21 protein-coding genes and 1 pseudogene are annotated in these 18,534 nt (G+C 49.4%); 8 read left to right on the forward strand and 14 right to left on the reverse strand.

Annotated features, from left to right (window positions below):
- Positions 1 to 224: 224 nt before the first annotated feature.
- Together H6G50_RS24200 and H6G50_RS15780 are read right to left on the reverse strand one after the other, a co-directional pair.
- Positions 225 to 359 (reverse strand): annotated as a pseudogene (locus H6G50_RS24200) (NmrA family NAD(P)-binding protein); the annotation flags it as partial.
- Positions 360 to 429: 70 nt separating this feature from the next.
- Complete coding sequence (locus H6G50_RS15780) at positions 430 to 642, reverse strand: chlorophyll a/b-binding protein (protein WP_190718209.1); 213 nt, start codon at positions 640 to 642, stop codon at positions 430 to 432.
- A gap of 355 nt (positions 643 to 997) precedes the next feature.
- Between H6G50_RS15780 and H6G50_RS15785 the strand changes: the two genes are divergently transcribed.
- On the forward strand, positions 998 to 1,954 hold the full coding sequence (locus H6G50_RS15785) for a GNAT family N-acetyltransferase (protein ID WP_190718029.1): 957 nt from the start codon (positions 998 to 1,000) through the stop codon (positions 1,952 to 1,954).
- A 3-nt stretch (positions 1,955 to 1,957) separates the two neighbouring features.
- Here H6G50_RS15785 and H6G50_RS15790 read toward each other — a convergent pair whose 3' ends face one another.
- Both H6G50_RS15790 and H6G50_RS15795 read right to left on the reverse strand, forming a co-directional pair.
- Positions 1,958 to 2,437: a hypothetical protein gene (locus tag H6G50_RS15790; protein ID WP_190718032.1), complete on the reverse strand. Its 480-nt coding sequence runs from the start codon at positions 2,435 to 2,437 to the stop codon at positions 1,958 to 1,960.
- 313 nt (positions 2,438 to 2,750) lie between these two features.
- Positions 2,751 to 3,980: a UvrD-helicase domain-containing protein gene (locus H6G50_RS15795; RefSeq protein WP_190718035.1), complete on the reverse strand. Its 1,230-nt coding sequence runs from the start codon at positions 3,978 to 3,980 to the stop codon at positions 2,751 to 2,753.
- Between the two features lie 65 nt (positions 3,981 to 4,045).
- Here H6G50_RS15795 and H6G50_RS15800 point away from each other — a divergent pair, with 65 nt between their 5' ends.
- The 3 genes from H6G50_RS15800 (at position 4,046) to H6G50_RS15810 (ending at position 4,925) form a co-directional block, all read left to right on the forward strand.
- Complete coding sequence (locus H6G50_RS15800; protein WP_190718038.1) at positions 4,046 to 4,219, forward strand: hypothetical protein; 174 nt, start codon at positions 4,046 to 4,048, stop codon at positions 4,217 to 4,219.
- A gap of 78 nt (positions 4,220 to 4,297) precedes the next feature.
- Positions 4,298 to 4,522: a hypothetical protein gene (locus H6G50_RS15805; RefSeq protein WP_190718040.1), complete on the forward strand. Its 225-nt coding sequence runs from the start codon at positions 4,298 to 4,300 to the stop codon at positions 4,520 to 4,522.
- On the forward strand, positions 4,512 to 4,925 hold the full coding sequence (locus H6G50_RS15810; protein ID WP_190718043.1) for a hypothetical protein: 414 nt from the start codon (positions 4,512 to 4,514) through the stop codon (positions 4,923 to 4,925). Before H6G50_RS15805 ends, H6G50_RS15810 begins: the two co-directional genes overlap by 11 nt.
- A 489-nt stretch (positions 4,926 to 5,414) precedes the next feature.
- Here H6G50_RS15810 and H6G50_RS15815 read toward each other — a convergent pair whose 3' ends face one another.
- Complete coding sequence (locus H6G50_RS15815; protein ID WP_190718045.1) at positions 5,415 to 5,699, reverse strand: type II toxin-antitoxin system mRNA interferase toxin, RelE/StbE family; 285 nt, start codon at positions 5,697 to 5,699, stop codon at positions 5,415 to 5,417.
- Positions 5,696 to 5,923, reverse strand: coding sequence for a hypothetical protein (locus H6G50_RS15820; protein ID WP_190718048.1), 228 nt, complete (start codon positions 5,921 to 5,923; stop codon positions 5,696 to 5,698). Before H6G50_RS15820 ends, H6G50_RS15815 begins: the two co-directional genes overlap by 4 nt.
- A 938-nt stretch (positions 5,924 to 6,861) precedes the next feature.
- Here H6G50_RS15820 and H6G50_RS15825 point away from each other — a divergent pair.
- Complete coding sequence (locus tag H6G50_RS15825) at positions 6,862 to 8,277, forward strand: radical SAM protein (RefSeq protein ID WP_190718050.1); 1,416 nt, start codon at positions 6,862 to 6,864, stop codon at positions 8,275 to 8,277.
- 273 nt (positions 8,278 to 8,550) lie between these two features.
- On the opposite strand, the gene gltD is transcribed toward H6G50_RS15825, so the two are convergent.
- The 7 genes from gltD to H6G50_RS15860 all read right to left on the reverse strand — a co-directional run bounded on the left by gltD (position 8,551) and on the right by H6G50_RS15860 (position 14,522).
- Positions 8,551 to 10,029, reverse strand: a complete 1,479-nt coding sequence (gltD, locus tag H6G50_RS15830) for a glutamate synthase small subunit (protein WP_190718053.1) — start codon at positions 10,027 to 10,029, stop codon at positions 8,551 to 8,553.
- Positions 10,030 to 10,489: 460 nt separating this feature from the next.
- Positions 10,490 to 10,669 (reverse strand): 30S ribosomal protein S21, encoded by a 180-nt coding sequence (gene rpsU / locus H6G50_RS15835; RefSeq protein WP_190718056.1) that lies wholly within the window; start codon positions 10,667 to 10,669, stop codon positions 10,490 to 10,492.
- 338 nt (positions 10,670 to 11,007) lie between these two features.
- Complete coding sequence (locus H6G50_RS15840) at positions 11,008 to 11,298, reverse strand: RNA-binding protein (RefSeq protein WP_190718059.1); 291 nt, start codon at positions 11,296 to 11,298, stop codon at positions 11,008 to 11,010.
- Positions 11,299 to 11,585: 287 nt separating this feature from the next.
- Positions 11,586 to 12,785 carry an LL-diaminopimelate aminotransferase gene (locus H6G50_RS15845; protein ID WP_190718213.1) on the reverse strand — a complete coding sequence of 400 codons (1,200 nt, stop codon included), beginning with the start codon at positions 12,783 to 12,785 and terminating at the stop codon, positions 11,586 to 11,588.
- A 102-nt stretch (positions 12,786 to 12,887) separates the two neighbouring features.
- A complete protein-coding gene (locus tag H6G50_RS15850; protein ID WP_190718062.1) occupies positions 12,888 to 13,214 on the reverse strand; it encodes a thioredoxin domain-containing protein in 327 nt (108 codons plus the stop codon).
- Positions 13,215 to 13,436: 222 nt separating this feature from the next.
- Positions 13,437 to 14,201 (reverse strand): PspA/IM30 family protein, encoded by a 765-nt coding sequence (locus H6G50_RS15855; protein ID WP_190718065.1) that lies wholly within the window; start codon positions 14,199 to 14,201, stop codon positions 13,437 to 13,439.
- A 54-nt stretch (positions 14,202 to 14,255) separates the two neighbouring features.
- On the reverse strand, positions 14,256 to 14,522 hold the full coding sequence (locus H6G50_RS15860) for a hypothetical protein (protein ID WP_190718067.1): 267 nt from the start codon (positions 14,520 to 14,522) through the stop codon (positions 14,256 to 14,258).
- A gap of 84 nt (positions 14,523 to 14,606) precedes the next feature.
- Here H6G50_RS15860 and xseA point away from each other — a divergent pair, with 84 nt between their 5' ends.
- Positions 14,607 to 15,773 (forward strand): exodeoxyribonuclease VII large subunit, encoded by a 1,167-nt coding sequence (gene xseA / locus H6G50_RS15865; protein ID WP_242032849.1) that lies wholly within the window; start codon positions 14,607 to 14,609, stop codon positions 15,771 to 15,773.
- A complete protein-coding gene (gene xseB, locus H6G50_RS15870; protein ID WP_190718070.1) occupies positions 15,751 to 15,966 on the forward strand; it encodes an exodeoxyribonuclease VII small subunit in 216 nt (71 codons plus the stop codon). Before xseA ends, xseB begins: the two co-directional genes overlap by 23 nt.
- A gap of 93 nt (positions 15,967 to 16,059) precedes the next feature.
- On the opposite strand, the gene H6G50_RS15875 is transcribed toward xseB, so the two are convergent.
- On the reverse strand, positions 16,060 to 16,740 hold the full coding sequence (locus H6G50_RS15875) for a type 1 glutamine amidotransferase domain-containing protein (protein ID WP_190718072.1): 681 nt from the start codon (positions 16,738 to 16,740) through the stop codon (positions 16,060 to 16,062).
- A 154-nt stretch (positions 16,741 to 16,894) separates the two neighbouring features.
- Between H6G50_RS15875 and H6G50_RS15880 the strand changes: the two genes are divergently transcribed.
- Positions 16,895 to 18,511: a CAP domain-containing protein gene (locus H6G50_RS15880; RefSeq protein ID WP_190718077.1), complete on the forward strand. Its 1,617-nt coding sequence runs from the start codon at positions 16,895 to 16,897 to the stop codon at positions 18,509 to 18,511.
- The last annotated feature ends 23 nt before the right edge of the window (positions 18,512 to 18,534 follow it).

An 18,534-nucleotide genomic window follows, 5' to 3' on the forward strand; every position in this document is an offset into this window, starting at 1 on the left:
GGGAGCGCTAAGCTGTTCGGCATTTAAATGGTGATTTGGGTCTGACGGGGAGACGGGGAGACGGGGAGACGGGGAGACGGGGGGATCGAGGATACCCAATTTAGATGCGTCTTAGCTTACCCACTTTAACAAATGTCCTAACCGAGGTACGGGCGTTAATACCCTTCGCATAACCTACAGCAGCAGTTTCATGCAGAAACGCAGCGCCAACTCCTGTTAGAAGTTTCTGCGCTGCGTTTCTCGATTTCGCTGTAACGAGAACTCAAGCGGACGAAAGCTCGTACCGGGAGTTCTCGTTCTCGAAATAGTTGGATAATTCTGCATCCTAAAGAGCCAGTTGCTCCAATTACTAAAAACATGAACTCTTAACCTTTAAGTTTGCTGCTTTCACTATCGTTATAGTGCAAGCAAAGCGTTATTGAGTTCTGTTTAGAGGCTGGAGAGGAAGCCGATTAAGCCGTGTCCGCTGAAAGCTTCTAAGGCTAACAGGGAAACGAAACCGATCATGGCGAAGCGTCCGTTAATCGTCTCTGCGTAGTTGGTGAAGCCGGTATTCACTTTGTCATCGACGTAAACTTTGGGTTCGACAGCGAAGTTGTTTAAGCGATTGCCTTCTTCGAGGACGTAGCCTTTATCGGTCATGGTTTCCATTACTTTCATTGCTTTGCTCCTGGGGAAATGTGTGTTTTGTTTGCTTGTTGTAAATAAATGTAACAGAAGTAAATAAATATTGCAATATCTTGTTTTTTATATATATTTATGGTAATAAAAGCGTTTTGTTTGAGGGAAAATGAGCAGCTTTAGCCCTGCGCCGAGTTATTCGGACATTCTGTAGTCCGAGCAGCGTTTGCCCGCCAAGGCTTTCAGCTTTACATTTGGCAGCCAAGTAGTATTTGTGTTACACCTGAATTAAGGGAATGGGGTGGAGTAAGGGGGTAATGTTTTCCTCCTAATTGCTGCAAACCGTTTCTTAAAACTTTTGACAATAGGAAAATTTATGCTGGTTCGGCAACAGTTCCGATCGCGATCGCACCAAGGAGAAGCCGATTTAGAGGCGATCGCAAAGCTTATCAATGCTTGTAAAGCGGCAGATACCGTTAACAACGGCACATCGGTGGAAAAGTTGCGCCGCAAGCTCGAAGATCCGATGCGACGGGAATCGCAGCTTTGGGAAGACGATTCGGGACAACTCCTCGGCTATGCAGAGATATTGATTGTCGATCGCGAACAGCCGGAAGGATATCTCTCTTTCTGCGTTTGTCCGGAGTGCGGAAAACGCGAATTAGAGCGAGAGATTCTGGCTTGGGCAGAAGCACAACTGCAACAGCGTTATCCCGATTGTCCGGGTGCGATAACACTGCGGGTTAACGCACTGAGCGATCGCGCCCAACGCCTTGCATTGTTTGCCGAATGTGGCTTTGCGCCGGAACGCTACTTTTTTCGGATGAGGCGATCGCTGAGCGAACCGATCCCAGAACCGCAATTTCCCGCCGGTTTTGCCCTCATTCCTGCCAATCCAGAAACCGACGCGATCGCTTGGTTGGAACTCTACAACCAAAGCTTCATCGACCACTGGAACCATCACGATATGACCCTGGAGCAATTGCAATACTACCTCAACGAACCCAGCTACAATCGCGACCTCGACTTAATCGCCGCCGCACCCGACGGAACCTTTGCAGCTTTTTGCTACTGCAAAATCAAGGCTGAGGCAAACGAGCGCAACGGACGCAAGGAAGGCTGGATTTGCACCCTCGGAACGCGGCGCGGATTCCGCAAACAAGGGTTGGGGCGGGCAATGCTCTTGAGCGGTTTGCAATGCTTGCAAGCTGCGGGGGCGGAAACGGCTGTACTCGGTGTCGATGCTGACAATCCTAACGGTGCGTTGAAGCTGTACGAATCGGTGGGGTTTCAACGGTTCCTAACCAATGTTGTCTGCGTTAAAAAACTATAGCCCCTAAGAACACAATTCTCCGCCCCAATCGCTATGTCCGCGATCGGGCTGACATTGAAATTGTTGCCCAGCTTCGACCAGTTGCCATTTGTCCTCGCTCATCTGAAACTTAAAGCGGTAACGCAGCGATCGCACCGAATCGTCAGCCAAACCAATGGCGGTAACGCGAACAACGGCGCGATCGAAGCTCGGATACTCGATTTCGAGACTTTCCGCGACTCGCCCTTCTGAGTCTTGCATCAAATTTGTTAATACGGCTAGCCCCAAAGCTCTCGGGGTTAGAGAGGTGAGTGCATACTGGGAGAGAAATACCTTCGGCGCGATCGGTCTGTAAGCTGCTTCCGGCAGAATGATATTGCTTGGCGTATCTTGGGGTGTTGGCGGTACGGCGCTTGCGGAGGGAAGAAGGGGAGGTATTGCCGCAGCGAGGGCTGATATTGCCCCAAAAACCAAAACAGGAATGCTGAAGCGCGGGTAATTCATAAGCTGACAGTGCAAATGATTGAGTTCTTTACGTTCAAGCTTATTTTTGTTCAAAACTAAACCGATTTTACTTGTGACAATTTTTCCGCCGTCTTTTCGTTGTCATTAATAGCGCCGCTAAAGCCTCTGTCTGGTGGCTCGTTGCGATTTCGGAGATGAGGTAGGGTGAAATAGAGAGAATGTGCGTCGCTATGCGGATATTTGCGCGAGCGATCGCTAACGTTCCGGTTGAGCGGACGCAGATAACCTTTGCATCTCACCCAAGCGGCTTCTGCCAATCCGCTGTACCCAAATTGTTAGACATCTTTAGCTATCAACTCTCATAACTTAATTGGTCAGGAGAGTCCAATGCGTTCTGAATCTGCTCAACTATTGGAGTCTTAACTTCATACAGCATAACTAAATGATCTCTTGTGCGTGTCATGGCAGTGTAAAGCCCTGCCATCTCCTCAAAATCTGAGTCAGGATCGTGAGGCTGCTCAGTAGCTAAATCAACTCCTGCAATAATCACAGCATCAAATTCAACCCCCTTTAAGGCATTCCAAGAGTCTACGATCGCATAAGGTCTATCAACTACATTTCCATCTCTCTCTTCTGACCTTGTGGGAGCATGATTCCTAATTCCTAGCTGATGAAGCTCATAGCTAATATCACTTCTAAGAACTTTTGTATTAGGATAGGTTGGGTGAGTTAGGATGCCAATGGACGAGTCAGGACAGCTTTCTAGTGCCTTCTTAACTTGCTTAGCAATCTCTAAGGGCATTTCTGAGAAGTTTATCTGTTGTAGAAGTGGTTTGACCCCAGAACTTCTAGAAGTTTTTTTCTTCGGTTCAATAATTCTATCTAGTGCAGGATTATTTTCTCGCTTGTCATATCTTATGCCAACCTTATCTAGAGTAGGTTGAATGAATTTCCAAGCAAGTTCAAGTATTTCAGGCGAATTTCTGTAGTTCAAATCAAAAATCTGGGCACGACCTACAATATCTATTCTTAATTTTGCCCAACTCCATCCACTTTTACGTCTATGAGGCTGACCATACACAGATTGAGTATTGTCATACACAAAGAAAAGTGAATTGGTTTGAGGGTCTAAGATTTTTAGAAGTGCCAAAAACCACTCGTCATAAAAGTCTTGAGCTTCATCTACAAGAATTGATTGATATTGGAGTTTCGATTTTTCTGCTAGAGTGATTACTGTTTTCCGAAGAGTATCATCTCGATCGTATTTGTAGTCGTATTTAATTCTGCGATAGCCCCATTGATGGAATGTGCCACACTCAACATTCAATCCTTTCTTTTCCAGTGTAGATTTGAGCCATCCTCTCATGAAACGATTGTAGGATAGTACGAGAACTGGATTGAGTCTCTCCTCTACAATTTTCTCAACACGGTTTCTCAAAACCAGCGACTTGCCAGAACCAGCTACACCCCGAACTAGCGCATGACCATTAACGTTGAAATTGCGTGCTCTGCTCTGCTGCTCGTCTAGTTGTTCCCGGTTCAATCTTTGATCGACAGTCTGCTGAAAGTCTATCCACTGCATATGACTTCCTCCTCAAAATAGGAGGACTAGATTTTATCCTTAGATAGAATACCCAGGGGCAGGAGATGTCTAACTATTTAATATACCGATTTGGTGATGAGGTGAGAGAGAATGGAGAGGATACGCGCCGCTATGCGGACTCTGCGCGAGCGATCGCTAATGTTCCAATTGAGGGGCAGCAGATCGACTTGAACAACAAACAAAAAACTCTCAACTGTCCGCTCCAATCGGGTTATTAACCCGTTTACTCGATCTTAATGTGTAGCTGCGAACTCAAGACTCTAGAATAGATACAGCCCAAACTCCTCAAACACCTTATGCCTCTCACTGAACTCGTACCCCTCCTCAAAGAATTATCTTATTCTGATAAGCTCTTGCTATTACACTTTCTGGTAGCTGAGTTGTTAAAGGAATCCGGTTTAACCCCGTTGAACGTTCAAGATAAAGATGTAGCGAGTCAAGGTTTATATGACTCTTTTGAAGCTGCTGCGGTTTTAGCAAAGGCATTAGCAGAGGAAAAAGTGGCTACACATGGCCGATAAAGTCAGATTTGCTTTCACGGAAATAGATCCAAATCTCGGTGCATTAAGTGCATTGCCATACCTGCCAATAATCCTCACTTATCAGAACCAATCTGTAAGTGTGACAGGCTTGCTAGATACAGGTTCTAGCGTCAACGTATTGCCCTACCAAATGGGCTTAAGATTAGGGGCAGTCTGGGAACGTCAAAGGCTCTCTGTTCCATTAGGGGGAAACTTGGCTAGGTTTGAGGCGCGAGCATTAGTGTTGACAGCAACTGTCGATCGATTTTCTCCGGTAGAGTTGGCTTTTGCTTGGACACAAGACAGGAATGCTCCGTTGATTTTGGGACAGATGAATTTCTTCTTGGCGTTCGATGTGTGCTTCTATCGGGCTGAGTTAGCATTTGAAGTTAGTCCAAAATAGCCAGGATTAAGACAAAGCATTTATTTTTCTGGTTTTATTTAGAGTTTATTATTGCCTGTTTTTTTCGCCTGTCCGGCGATCTTTGACGATAGCCATAAACTTTCTGGATAAGAGATCAGATAGTTACACTATCCAGAAATACTCTGAGTATCGTTCTTTTGGAAAAACCGCATCGCAATGCTGAGGTGAGGGAGAAGAGAGGGAACGCGAGTCATAAGGCAGATTCCTTCGGGTGCGCGGCAATGACGAAGGACGCGATTTTGGGGATGAGGTGAGAGCGTGTCGCTATGCGAATCTCTGCGCGAGCGATCGCTAACGTTCCGGTTGAGCGGCTACTGATAACCTTTGCTACATCACCGATAGACTTTGCAAGTCCGCTGCAACACGGTTGTTATGCCGCCGTAACTCGCATGACAGTTAATAAACATCTCCAGAAACCCCAATTTTGGTACGGCGCATTCAGGGTTTCAAGATAATTATCGGAGATGTCTAATAGACTTCATCATGTGTTCCAATGTCGAGTAACACAATGACCTCATTATCTGCTTCTGTATCCTGTTCAATGGAAAAAACAATTCGACAATCATACCCGCAAGAACAAGACTGAAGACCATCCAGTTTACCACTCAGTTTGTGGGTACCCAGGCTTGGAGCAAATACATCTGTTTCCATTTGTTGTAAAGTATCTTCAATCCGTTGCTGGAGGTCAGAGTTGCGTTTTGCAAACTTGCGGAATGCCCGTCTAAATTTGGGAGTTAAAACTAGCGATCTCATGCTTCTGGCTCGTGCAAAGACTGGCGCAAGACTGCAACAACTTCTTCGGCTGATTGGCGCTGGAATTTTCCTGCTCGGAAGTCAGTCAATGTCTGCTGAGCGTCCGTAGCTATTTCTGCACGGCGACTTTCGTGATGACGATTTTGTAGAATTTGAATCAGCATCTGCTGTTGTTCGTAGGGCAGTTGCAAAGCCGTTTCTAGCACTCGATCGAGAATACTCATAATGAAATTACACTATCAACTACTCAAATTATAAATAGCTGGGTTGACTTAAACGCTGGATAGTCTAACTATAGCGCAGCCCATGTTATTCAACCCCCAATACTAAAACAATCAACTTTTATCTTCCCAACATTCTTCAGGGTCTCCGTTCCGAAAAACATGACCAAGGGAACAGGAGAATTTATCCTGCCGAAAAAGTCAGAGTTCACTCCGAGGTTCACTTGAAGTTTCAACAAGGTGAGGGAGAAAAGAGGGAACGCGAGTCATAAAGCAGATTCCTTCGGGTGCGCGGCAATCGCGAAGGATGCGATTTTGGGGATGAGGTAGGGTAAAAAAGATTCCAACAGTTCGATGGCTGCAACTCTGTATCGTTGCTTGGAAAGTCCGTTGCCTATTTATAGCAAGATCGCCTGAGTTGTCACCAAACGAGTGCTGCTACTCTCAATTTAATGGGCAAGCTCAACCGCCCGTGTATGATTTCGATCGGTGACAGAAGATAACGCGATCGCAAAAGAAGTGTCTAAAAAAAACTCAGTCATCGTCAGAAAGAGTTTCCCCATACAAATATTGGTCAATTTTTTCTGACCAATCAGGTTCACCCTGTAATTTTAAAGACTGAGCCGTTTTAAGAAACGTTTTAGGTGGTGTAACTCCGGCAGCGAGTAGGGTGCGTTAGGCGCGCAATACTTCAGTTGCAATTCTCACAAGTCGAATTCGCGCCGTAACGCACCAGCACTAGGGGAAGAGTGCGTTACGCTTCGCGCAATCGATTAGATTCAATATTTCCCCCCAACATTAACCCCTTTTAGGGCTAGCAAGGTTAAATTTAACCTTAAACGTAAAGATAAATTACGAATTGTACGTTTCAATCGCATAGCCTTTCTCCCTCCCCTTCTCTGGTTAAAGTAGAACAGAATTAAGCAACCAGGAACTGCGCGATGAAAGTTAAAATGATTCTGCCCGCCTTAACCGAAGCGCTCAGCCCCTTCTGGCGACCGATTAAGTATCATCTTTTTCCCCCTTTAGGGCTGGCTGCGATCGCGTCCTACTTCAACGACGACGACGAAATCGACCTCCAAGACGAGCACGTCGAACCCCTCAATCTCAACGACAGCCCCGATCTCGTCATCATTCAGGTTTACATCACCTCCGCTTACCGCGCCTACGAACTCGCCGATCTCTACCGCGATCGCGGCGCGCACGTTGCCCTCGGCGGCTTGCACGTCACCTCCCTCCCCGAAGAAGCCGCCCGCCACGCCGACACCATTTTTCTCGGCCCTGGCGAAGACACTTGGCCGCAATTTCTGCAAGACTTTCGTGCCGGACAGCCCCAAAAAATCTATCAATCCCACACCCGAACCCTCGTCGGCGCGCCCCCCATCCGTCGCGACTTAATCAAGCGCCGTCTTTACCTCGTTCCCAACTCCATCGTCGTTTCGCGCGGTTGCCCCCACCACTGCGACTTTTGTTACAAGGATGCGTTCTACCAAGGTGGGAAATCTTTTTACACTCAACCCGTTGACAACGCCCTCGCCGAAATCGATCGCCTTCCGGGACGACATCTCTACTTTCTCGACGATCATCTCTTCGGTAACGAACCCTTTGCCTCTGCCTTATTTGAAGGAATGAAAGGCATGAATCGCGTTTGGCAAGCCGCTGCAACCATTCCCTCGATTCTCAAACCGGGATTGGTCGAAAAAGCAGTCGAAGCCGGACTTCGCAGCCTCTTCATCGGCTTTGAAACTCTCAACCCTAACAATCTCATCGAACAGCACAAATATCAGAACCTCAACCGCAGTTACAGCGATGCCATTCAACGCCTGCGCGACTTTGGGGTGATGGTTAACGGCAGTTTTGTCTACGGGATGGATGGCGACGACGAAAGCGTGTTCGATCGCACGGTAGAATGGGCGATAACCCAGGGCATCGAAACCGCTACCTTCCATATCCTTACACCTTATCCCGGTACGCAACTCTACGAACGGATGCAAGCACAAGCACGTTTAACGAGCGACAATTGGGACTTATACGACACGCGCCACGCCGTCTACCGCCCCGCGAACATGAGTGCGGAGACTCTAGAAGCTGGATATTGGCGATCTTACCGGGAATTTTACCGCTGGTCTGCGATTTTTCAGGGTGCTAGTACGAAATCGAATTGGGGCGATCGCGCGCGTCACCTCGCCTATTCTGGGGCGTGGAAAAAATGCGAACCTTTATGGGATTTTTTAATCCGGGGCAAACAAGTCAATCGCTTGTTACCCCTTCTCGAAGATGTGCTAACCAGTTTCGGTAGCAAAAAAGTTATCGATCGCGCGATCGCAACGGATGGGGATTACGCGATCGAGCAGTAGGGATGGCGAATAGTTAATCCCTAGGTAGGGACGTTGACTTGCACATTCGTGTCAACTTAAGCTTAAGCCTGCTCGCACAGCCCGCCTTGGGTTCAAACCCAAGGCTAATAACTCAAGTCCTCATTTATAGGACTGAGAAATTCAGATAGATTCAACCCGTTTCAACGGGTTTCAGCTATTAGCCAAGAACTTGAGTTCTTGGCGGGCTAAGTGTTTCACCTTAAGTTGACACCAATGTGACTTGCAACGCCCCTACTGGATTAGATAACCTCCCTACGGTAACTCGCTCTTACCCATTAAATACATATCGCACTCCCGCGCTGCCCCGCGTCCCTCATTAAAGGCCCAAACCACTAAACTTTGACCGCGCCGACAGTCTCCTGCCGCAAATACGCCGGGAATACTCGTCGTATACTTACCGAACTCAGCTTTAACGTTGCTGCGCGGGTCGCGTTCTAGCCCCAACGCATCTAATAGCGGTTGTTCCGGCCCTAAAAAGCCCATCGCCAGCAGCACGAGTTGGGCGGGAATAACCCGTTCCGTTCCTGGAATATGTTTGGGAATAAAGCGCCCTTGTTCGTCTTTTGCCCATTCAACATCCACGGTATGTACTGCCTTCACGCAGCCGTTTTCGTCGCCTTCAAATTTCGTCGCCGTGGTGAGATACACGCGAGGATCGTCGCCAAACTTCGCGGCAGCTTCTTCTTGTCCGTAGTCGAGGCGATAAATCTTCGGCCATTCGGGCCAGGGGTTATCTGCGGCGCGATTTTCGGGCGGTTTGGGCAGAATTTCCACTTGCGCTAATTGATTGCAACCGTGACGCAGGGATGTTCCTACACAGTCGGTGCCGGTGTCGCCGCCGCCAATGATGACGACATCTTTCCCGGCGGCGGAAAGGGGCGTTTCAGTACCATCTAATACGGCTTTGGTATTAGCGGTCAGGAATTCCATCGCGAAGTGAATGCCCTTGAGTTCCCGCCCTTCAATGGGGAGATCGCGGGGTTTGGTCGCGCCGGTACAGAGGATGGTTGCATCGAAGTCTTGCAGGAGTTTTTCGACGGGTAAGTCTTTACCAACTTCAGTATTGCAGGTGAAGGTGATGCCTTCGGCTTCGAGAACGCTGAGGCGACGCTGAACGACTTTTTCTTTCTCGAGTTTCATGTTAGGGATTCCGTACATCAGCAGTCCGCCCGGTCGGTCGGCGCGCTCGAAGACGGTGACGGTATGACCGGCTTTGTTGAGTTGGGCGGCGGCACAGAGTCCGGCTGGCCCGGAACCGACGATCGCGACTTTTTTGCCGGTGCGTTTTTCTGGCGGTTCTGGCGTTACCCAGCCTTCATCCCAGCCTTTATCAATAATCGAGCATTCGATATTTTTGATGGTGACGGGGGGGTTATGGATGCCGAGGACGCAGGAACCTTCGCAGGGCGCGGGACAGACTCGCCCGGTGAATTCGGGGAAGTTGTTGGTTTTATGGAGGCGATCGAGGGCATCTTTCCAGCGTCCGCGATAGATCAAGTCGTTCCACTCGGGAATTAGGTTGTTGATCGGGCAGCCACTTGCCATTCCGCTAATTAAGGTGCCGGTATGACAGAAGGGCGTGCCGCAATCCATACACCGCGCTCCCTGCTGTCGCAGTTTGTCTTCGGGCATGGGGAGGTGAAATTCGTCCCAGTTACGAAGGCGCGCGAGCGGTTCGAGTTCGGCAGGCAATTCGCGGACGTATTCAAGAAATCCGGTGGGTTTTCCCATAGTGTTTCCTCGGGCTGATGTTCAAATATCGGTGGAAAGCCGTCCTGCGGGCAAGAGTCGCTCCCGAAAAGGACAGCACTTATATCCCTTTTTTTCGCTCAAACAGATAGGATACTGGAGAAGTTTGGGCTGGGAAAGATCTGCTCCTGAATTCTTAAGGGTTTTGTCTGCCGCAAAATTGTTGGGAGAAGGCGACTGTATTTGAAGTTCTGTGACGCGGGATTTATGTCAAGAAATGATGATTTTCTGACCCGTTATTACTTTTGTACGAATTCGATTTTGTTGGGATTTTTTTTGAGTCCTTGTCGGCTGGGAGTCCTCGAGCGATTCGCTCTTTCAAGGCTTGCCCTCCTTCGGATTAAAACGACTTCAATCGCCCCCAATGTAAATTTTTGTGAATTTTTTGCTTTCAGGGGGCGATGGCATTGCTGTCAGAATTTTTAGTTCCGCAAGCGCTATCTTAGCGCGTGCGTTTTTTACGCCGTCTAGCTAAAGCCTTACGCTTGCGCTTTTCAATGGGGGTTTCAAAATGGCGCAATCGTTTCATATCTGCAAAGATCCCGGCTTTAGAAACCTGCCGTCTGAAGCGGCGCAGCGCAGACTCAATATTTTCATTCTCGCCAACAATCACTTGGGTCATTCTATTGCGTTAACTCCTTGTCAATTCGTAGATTACAGATGGGGCGGGAAACCGAGCGAGGACTCCCTTAGAAAAAACCGAGCCATTAGATTGCATCTAATGGCTGCTACATCCTAACAACTTTTCTAGTTTTACACATCTCGAGCCTTGCTGCCAAGACAAACCCAAGGGTTGCACTTGGAGCGCGCTCTCTAACGGCGTTTAAAAATCTGTGTCGTCGAGCGGCCTACCCCCCGAATTTAACTTCGCTCTAATGGCGCTCTCCGCTCTGGCTGGGGTTCAAAAGCGATTCTGCCTCCTCGACTGACAGCAGAAACTTTAATGTCTCAAAAAGCTTCTTAGAATCTATCTCGGGTATTTCGGCGACCTCCTCCCCCTCCTGTTTTTTCACGAGGTCTGGCTTTATTCACTTTCAGAACCCGACCCATCCATTCAGCACCATCGAGTTCTTCGATTGCTGCGTCTTCTTCTGCATCGCTCGACATTTCGACAAAGCCAAAACCGCGAGGGCGACCCGTCTCGCGATCGGTGGGTAAGTGAACCCGCTTGACAGTACCATAGTCTGCAAAGACCGAGCTTAACTCGTCGTGAGTCACGCTGTAAGCGAGGTTGCCCACGTAAACTGACATAACGTATCTCCGAATTCCAATACACGATATTGACAGCGGAGCAATTGAGATTCGGATTGAGTAAAGCTGTATGCTAACGAACTTATCATCCGAAGTCTAAATGGCTATAGCTTAACCAGTAGCTTAGCACAGAATTCTCAGAATGCTGCTGTTATGGATAAGCGCGTAAAGATTAGCTTAACAATAATATTGATAGATCCATTTTTATGACACTGTTGGTACGATCGCGTCGAGTTTTAATCGTATTCAAAATAACAATTTGAAGAACAAATTTCTTCGAGTAGATTTTAATGAGATTCTAAAAATTCAGCGATGCGTTGGACGGCTTTTTCGAGAACGGCAACTTCATGGACGAGGGCAAAACGCACGTAGCCTTCGCCGCCCGAGCCAAACCCCGCACCGGGGGAAACAGCAACGCCCGTCGCTGCGACAAGCTGGGTAGCAAATCCAATCGAATTAGTTTGCCAAGGAGCGGGAAGCTTTGCCCAGACGTACATTGTCGCGATCGGTTTGGGAAGGAACCAGCCGATGCGGTGCATGGCTGCAATAAAGGCATCGCGGCGATCGCGAAAAATTTCTGCGGTTTCGAGAACGATGCGGCGATCGCTTTTCATTGCCGCGATCGCGCCGTTCATAATCCCCCGATACTGATTAAAGTCGATCGCGGCTTTCACCTGTCGCAGGGCGGCGATAATTTCCCGATTGCCCACCGCATAACCGAGGCGAAAACCGCCCATATTATAAGATTTCGAGAAAGTAAACAACTCTACCGAAACTTCTTTTTCGGGATCCGCTTGTAGGATAGAAGGCAGCCTTCCCCGTTCGGTAAACGCCGACTCTGGCGCATCGCTGAAGACAAAATCTGCGTAGGGAAAATCGTGGATGAGGACGATGTGATGTTCCCGACAGAAGCTTACTGCTTCCTGAAAAAATGCTAAAGATGCAATAGCGGTGGTGGGATTGTGGGGATAGCTCAATATCATCATCTTCGCCCGCTGCACCACCCCTGGGGGAATTTCGGCAAACTGGGGCAGAAATTGATTCTCCTGGCGCAACTCCATCAAATAAACTTCGCCGCCCGCCAAATATACGCCGCCTGTATGGGAAGGATAGCCGGGATTCAGGAGCAGCGCCACATCGCCAGGGTCTAAAATCGCTAGGGGCAAATGAGCCGTGCCTTCCTGACAGCCAATCAGCGGGAGAACTTCCATTTCGGGATCTAGCGGTATCCCATATTTTTGCTCGTAATCCCGCGCCACCGCTTCTCGGAAAGGGCGGGTATCGCGAAATAGCGTATAGCCGTGGGTTTGGGGGTCTCGCAGTGACGTTTCAATTGCCGCGATCGCAACTTCGGGAGCGGGCAGATCCGAAGAGCCTAAAGATAAGTCAATAATCTCTTTCCCTGCTGCTTCTGCGGTTGCCTTCGCGCGGTCCATATCGGCGAAGACATTGCTTTGCAGGGGTTGGAGGCGCTGAGCTAATTTCACCATCGATCCTTTTTAGACCACAACGATTGAGACCCACGATCTATTTTTACCGAAATTTCCCCGCTCGAAGCGATCGTTTTGGATTTTCTCGTTGCGGGCGCATCAACTCAAATTTCGCTCCAGCCAAGCTTGCAACGCTTGTTTGCCGATCGCGCCTTCGTGGGAAGCCATAATTTCGCCTCCCTTAAACAGTCTCAGCGCTGGAACGCCTTCAACTTTGCATTGAGCGACGGCTTCGGGATTCGGATCGACTTCTAATTTTACGACCTTAACGCGATCGCCGTACTCCTTCGCTATGCCTTCCACTGTCGGAGAAACTAGCTTGCACGGGCCGCACCAAGAAGCCCAAAAATAGGCAATAACGGGCTGTTCTGACTGTAAAACTTCGCTTTCAAATTCCCGATCGCTAATAACGACGACATCACTCACAAGTTTCGGACCTCATTTTAAACAGGTTTGTTATCGCGCTGCGATCGCTCGCTCCTGAAAGTTCCCAGAAACGAGTCCGACGAACGCCATCAAAGATTATAGTCGGTTGCGGGGACAGGCTCTAGCTGAGAAAGCGGATGCAGCCTCGCCACACCCGCGTTCTACCAGCGAGTTCCACAACCTGCTAGCCCTCGGCTAGCGCTAACGCTACTGGCTGCCCCATTAGCTTTTTTTCAATTGCTGTCGCAGGGCTTCGAGTTCGTCGTCGGTGCTGGTTGTCGAAGAGGGCTGAGTTTGACCTTGGGGCAAGGCTGCTTGGTTGACCGAACCGCCGGTTAAGCTCGCTTTGAGCGCAGCCAGTTCGTCATCAACATCGCTCCCCGACTCCAACGCCGCAAACTGAGAGTCTAGGTTGTTTCCGCCCAACTCAATAGCCGCCTGCGATCGCGCTTCCATCATTTGCACCTTTTCTTCCATGCGCTCGAAAGCCGCCATTGCGCTGCCGGTGTTCATATTGCCGACAGTATTTTGCAACTGCTCGTTCGCCTTCGCGGCTTGCGCTCTGGCTTTGAGCATATTTTTCTTGGTTTTCGCCTCAGAAATTTTGCTCTCGAGTTGCATCAGTTTCTTCTTAAGGTCGTCAACTTGAGTCGTTTGTTGTGTGAGTTGGCTTTGCAGCATTGTCGCCGTATCGCTGTAGCCTTTCTTGCGCTTAAGCGCTTCTCGGGCTAGTTCTTCATCGCCCTTGGTCAAAGCCAACTGAGCGCGCTGCTGCCATTTATTCGCTTCGTCTTGGTTGTCATTGAATTGCTTCTCCGTTTTTTTCTGGGCGGCGATCGTTTGAGCAACCGCCTGACGCAATTGCACCAAGTTTTCTTGCATATCGATGACAGCCTGCTCCAGAATCTTCTCCGGATCTTCTGCCTTGCTGACCATATCGTTAAGATTGGCTCGGAGCAGTCGGCTCATGCGGTCAAATAATCCCATGATGCTTTCTATCCTATCTGCGCGTACAATTTTTTCGTTAAGTTTAAAGCGGTGCTATTGTTCTAGTTTGACATATTCCTCATCGGACTCGGTTCCCACAAGATCCGGACGATGCGGATGCTTACTGATATTTCGCCTGCTACTTTCGATTGTAGAGACAAATTCGCGATCGCGATCGGGCGATTTCTTTCGCATTGTCCTCCATCGAACCGGCGAACGCCAAAATGTGCGATCGCTGACGTGCGGGAGAAATCGCCTGCCCCCTAACACTGACAGATGTTTCCTCAGATTGCCAACCGAATCGGGTTTCGGGCTAGACATTTCCGAAGCTCACCTCGAGCATTCCCTGTCTTCAACGGCAACTACACCTTCAACCTTGAAGATTCCGCTGGAATTTTTATTTTTATGATGCCTGAAACCGCCCTTTCTGTTACGGGTTTAACCGCCTACATCCAAGCCTTATTAACCGAAGATCCGCAATTGCAAAATATTTGGGTCGTGGGCGAGGTAAAAAGCGCGAGCAATCATCCCAGCGGTCTATTTTTTACATTAGGAGATAGCGATGGCAGCGCGACGATTCGCTGCGTGGTGTGGCGCAACTTACAAGCCCAATTAGTACAAGTTCCCGATCGCGGCGTGCAAGTCCTCGTCCTCGGAAGTTTGCGCCTTTATGCCCCGCGCGGCGAGTATCAACTCAATTGCTTTCAAGTTTTACCCGCCGGAGAAGGGTTGCAAGATTTGCGCTACCGGCAGTTGCGATCGCGCCTAGAAGCCGAAGGACTCTTCGATGCTGCCCGCAAGCGTCCCCTCCCCCCGCATCCCGCTACTCTCGCCGTCGTCACTTCCCCTAACGCCGCCGCTTGGGGCGATATTCAACGGACTTTACAGCAGCGCTCGCCGGGATTGCACGTTCTTCTCTCCCCTGCTATCGTTCAGGGGAAAGCCGCCCCCGAATCGATCGCAACGGCTATCGATCGCGTGGCTAAGGACGGGCGCGCCCAAGTCGCAATCCTGGCGCGGGGTGGCGGTGCGGTAGAAGATTTAGAATGCTTTAACGACGAACGAGTCGTGCGCGCGATCTCCGATTGTCCGATTCCGATTATTACCGGCATCGGACACCAACGCGACGAATCCCTGGCAGATCTCGCCGCCGATGTTAGCGTTCATACGCCCACCGCCGCCGCAGAACTTGCCGTTCCCGATGTGCGAGAACTGGAACGCGCCCACCAACAACGCAAAGTCGCGCTGGTGCAAAGCCTCGAACGACGCTGGCAGCAAGAAGCGAGGGGACTGGCGCGGCTGAAATCTGCATTGGAACAATTTCCCGCGCGATCGCGTTCTTTGCAACGAGCGCGCGATCGCATTTCCTTTTTGCAGCAGCAATTAGCCAGCCTCGATCCTCGGGCGGTACTATTGAGAGGCTATGCCGCCGCGCGCCAAACGGACGGGCGTTTAGTTCGCAGTAGCACTGAGGTGCAGTTAGGAGAAGAACTAAGCGTGCAACTGGCGCAAGGCTCGCTCCGGGTTAAGGTAACAGAAATTGTCAGCAATGAAATCGAAAAAACAAACTGATTGGAACTACGAGGAAAAAGTTGCAGAAATTGAGGCAATTCTCGATCGCTTGGAATCGGGGGAATTAAGTTTAGAAGAAGTGTTCGAGGAGTTTGAGGTTGCTGCAAAACATTTGAAGGAATGCGATCGCTTCTTGGAACGCGGACGACAGCGCATCGAACTCGCGATCGAAGTTTTAAAGGATGAAGAATGATAATAATTTCCCGCCCGCATTTCAGAAGCAGGCTGTCAATGCGGGCGGGATAATTGAGATTCGGCGGGATTTTAAATTCCCAGCTTTTAATTTCTACTTTTCTGCCTTTAATAAAGCAACAATGGCTTCGCCAACGCCGCCCGCCGAAGCAGGGTTCTGTCCCGTGACGAGGCGATCGCTCGTTACGACTTTCGCTTCAAACTTTGGTGCTTTTTCTACCGTTGCACCGCGCTCGGTTAATTTATCTTCCAATAAAAACGGTACGACTTTCGTTAAACCCGTCGCTTCTTCTTCCTCATTGGTGAAGCCAGCAACCGTTTTTCCTGCTACTAAATAATCGCCATTGGAGAGTTTGATATTGACGAGTCCAGCCGGACCGTGACACACTGCTGCAACAATGCCGCCGCGATCGTAAATATTGGCTGCGATGCTAGCAAGCGCTTCATTATCGGCAAAATCCCACATCGTTCCGTGGCCGCCTGCATAAAAGATCGCATCGTAGTCGGCAGGATTAACTTGGCTGGGAGTGAGAGTATTCTCGACTTGCTTCATCTTTTCGGAATTGTTGAGAAAAGCTGTATTGAGCGGATCTTCGAGTTCTACTCCCGTCATTGGTGCTTTTCCGCCTTTAGGGCTAACATAGTCAACGGCGATGCCCGCGCGATCGAACACAGCGACGGGATGACTGACTTCAGCTAAGTAATATCCAGTCTCTTTGCCGGTGTCGCCGAGAGTATCGTGGCTGGTTAAAACGATTAAAACTTTTTGAGACATGAAGTTATAGAGGGATAAGGGATAATGAATCTATTGATAGGGGATAAGGGTTAAGGAAAGACAAAGTTCCCCTCACGCAAAAAAGCGAGTCCCTCCCTTACATTTAGAATATCCTCAAATTTTCTAGACAGGCTCGTCCCTTTGATACAAACCCATGAATTGCTCGCTTTTACGCCTGAAACGCTATTTTTTCGCTTCTGCGATCTTAAGTTTGTTTGTACCCGCGATCGCGCGCGCGGTTTCTCCTCCCTCCCCTCAGTCGCTTCAACTCCCCACTGCAATCGCCCAAAATAGCCCCTCCGACAGCCTTCTTTCTCCCCTCGAACGTCAGGTGTTAGAGGAGATGAATCGAGCGCGAACCAATCCCAGCGCCTATGCCGATTGGTTGGAAAGCATGAAATCTTATTACTACGGTAACTTGTTGCAACTGCCCGAACAGCCGACAATTCGCACTCAGGAAGGAGTCAAGGCAGTCGATGAAGCGATTCGCTTTCTGCGTGCGAAACAACCGTTACAGCCTTTGCGTTTGTCGGCGGGAATGTCGCAGGCGGCGAAAGATCACGTTAATGATATCGGCTCTCGAGGTATCATCGGTCATTATGGCAGCGATGGCAGTCAATTTAGCGATCGCCTCGGACGTTACGGTGCTTCGAGCGGCGCGATCGGCGAAAATATTAGCTATGGCGTAACGACAGCAGAAGCAATAGTCATGCAGTTGATTGTGGATGACGGCGTTGTCGGCAGATTTCATCGTGAGAATATTTTCTACAATGACTTTAGTGCTACGGGCGTTGCTTGCGGATTGCATCGCCGTTACGAGGAACTTTGTACGATTGTCTACAGTGCCGATTACCGCGATACTATCGCTTCAGCCCCTCCCACTGCTTCACCAATTAACCCAACTCGCCTCCAGAGTGAGTCTAACACCGCTTCTGCACCCATAACCCCCAATTTTGCCCCCGCAGGAACGCAAGCATCGAATCCTAATCTACCTCAAGGTGCGATCGTTACAGTACCGCCGCCTCCCGTTAATCGAACTGAAACGCCTGCGGCAACGGCAGAGAATAGCACTAGCAATCCCGCAGCAGCCGAAACCTCACCCGTACCAGCGGTAACGGCAGAGAATAACGCCAGCAATCCCGCAGCAGCCGAAACCTCACCCGTACCAGCGGTAGCGGCAGATAATAGCACTAGCAATCCCGCAGCAGCAGAAACCTCGCCCGTACCAGCGGCAACGACAGAGAATAACGCCAGCAATCCCACAGCAGCAGAAACCTCGCCCGTACCAGCGGTAGCGGCAGAGAATAACGCTAGCAATCCCGCACCAGCAACGCCTGCGGCAACGCCTGACAATAGCGCCAGCAATCCCGCAGCAGTAGAAACCTCACCCGTACCAGCGGCAACAGCAGCCAATAGCGATAGCATTTCTCCAGCAACAGCCGTAAAAACGCTTCTCCAAGCGCAAGGCAGCTTAGCTGATGGGGATTCAGTTTACGCACGCGACGGAAGTTTGTACGATGTTTATACAATTCAAGGTCGTACCGGGCAAACGCTTACAATTTCAGTCGCGAGTCGGAAATTTGATACTTTTTTAGCATTATTTGATGCAGGCGATACAATTATCGGTCAGAACGACGATATCGATGAAAAGAATACAGATTCGTTTTTGAAGGTAACTTTACCCAAGGATGGAACCTATCGAATTTTCATTAATGGTTACGATGCTCGCGATCGCGGCGATTATACGCTAACCGTTCTTGAAATTCCTTAAAAGAGAAATATTGCAAGTCAACT

It is taken from the genome of Oscillatoria sp. FACHB-1406 (assembly GCF_014698145.1).
Lineage (GTDB): Bacteria > Cyanobacteriota > Cyanobacteriia > Cyanobacteriales > Spirulinaceae > FACHB-1406.

Bases quoted from the DNA above. Each gene is read 5' to 3' on its own strand.
- H6G50_RS15875 (WP_190718072.1), bottom strand. From the start codon at position 16,740: ATGTCTCAAAAAGTTTTAATCGTTTTAACCAGCCACGATACTCTCGGC.
- H6G50_RS15840 (WP_190718059.1), bottom strand. From the start codon at position 11,298: ATGTCAGTTTACGTGGGCAACCTCGCTTACAGCGTGACTCACGACGAG.
- rpsU (WP_190718056.1), bottom strand. From the start codon at position 10,669: ATGACCCAAGTGATTGTTGGCGAGAATGAAAATATTGAGTCTGCGCTG.
- H6G50_RS15825 (WP_190718050.1), top strand. From the start codon at position 6,862: ATGAAAGTTAAAATGATTCTGCCCGCCTTAACCGAAGCGCTCAGCCCC.
- H6G50_RS15780 (WP_190718209.1), bottom strand. From the start codon at position 642: ATGACCGATAAAGGCTACGTCCTCGAAGAAGGCAATCGCTTAAACAAC.
- H6G50_RS15800 (WP_190718038.1), top strand. From the start codon at position 4,046: ATGTCTAACTATTTAATATACCGATTTGGTGATGAGGTGAGAGAGAAT.
- H6G50_RS15860 (WP_190718067.1), bottom strand. From the start codon at position 14,522: ATGTCTAGCCCGAAACCCGATTCGGTTGGCAATCTGAGGAAACATCTG.
- xseB (WP_190718070.1), top strand. From the start codon at position 15,751: ATGAAATCGAAAAAACAAACTGATTGGAACTACGAGGAAAAAGTTGCA.
- H6G50_RS15815 (WP_190718045.1), bottom strand. From the start codon at position 5,699: ATGAGATCGCTAGTTTTAACTCCCAAATTTAGACGGGCATTCCGCAAG.
- xseA (WP_242032849.1), top strand. From the start codon at position 14,607: ATGATGCCTGAAACCGCCCTTTCTGTTACGGGTTTAACCGCCTACATC.
- gltD (WP_190718053.1), bottom strand. From the start codon at position 10,029: ATGGGAAAACCCACCGGATTTCTTGAATACGTCCGCGAATTGCCTGCC.
- H6G50_RS15855 (WP_190718065.1), bottom strand. From the start codon at position 14,201: ATGGGATTATTTGACCGCATGAGCCGACTGCTCCGAGCCAATCTTAAC.
- H6G50_RS15820 (WP_190718048.1), bottom strand. From the start codon at position 5,923: ATGAGTATTCTCGATCGAGTGCTAGAAACGGCTTTGCAACTGCCCTAC.
- H6G50_RS15805 (WP_190718040.1), top strand. From the start codon at position 4,298: ATGCCTCTCACTGAACTCGTACCCCTCCTCAAAGAATTATCTTATTCT.
- H6G50_RS15810 (WP_190718043.1), top strand. From the start codon at position 4,512: ATGGCCGATAAAGTCAGATTTGCTTTCACGGAAATAGATCCAAATCTC.
- H6G50_RS15790 (WP_190718032.1), bottom strand. From the start codon at position 2,437: ATGAATTACCCGCGCTTCAGCATTCCTGTTTTGGTTTTTGGGGCAATA.
- H6G50_RS15880 (WP_190718077.1), top strand. From the start codon at position 16,895: ATGAATTGCTCGCTTTTACGCCTGAAACGCTATTTTTTCGCTTCTGCG.
- H6G50_RS15795 (WP_190718035.1), bottom strand. From the start codon at position 3,980: ATGCAGTGGATAGACTTTCAGCAGACTGTCGATCAAAGATTGAACCGG.
- H6G50_RS15785 (WP_190718029.1), top strand. From the start codon at position 998: ATGCTGGTTCGGCAACAGTTCCGATCGCGATCGCACCAAGGAGAAGCC.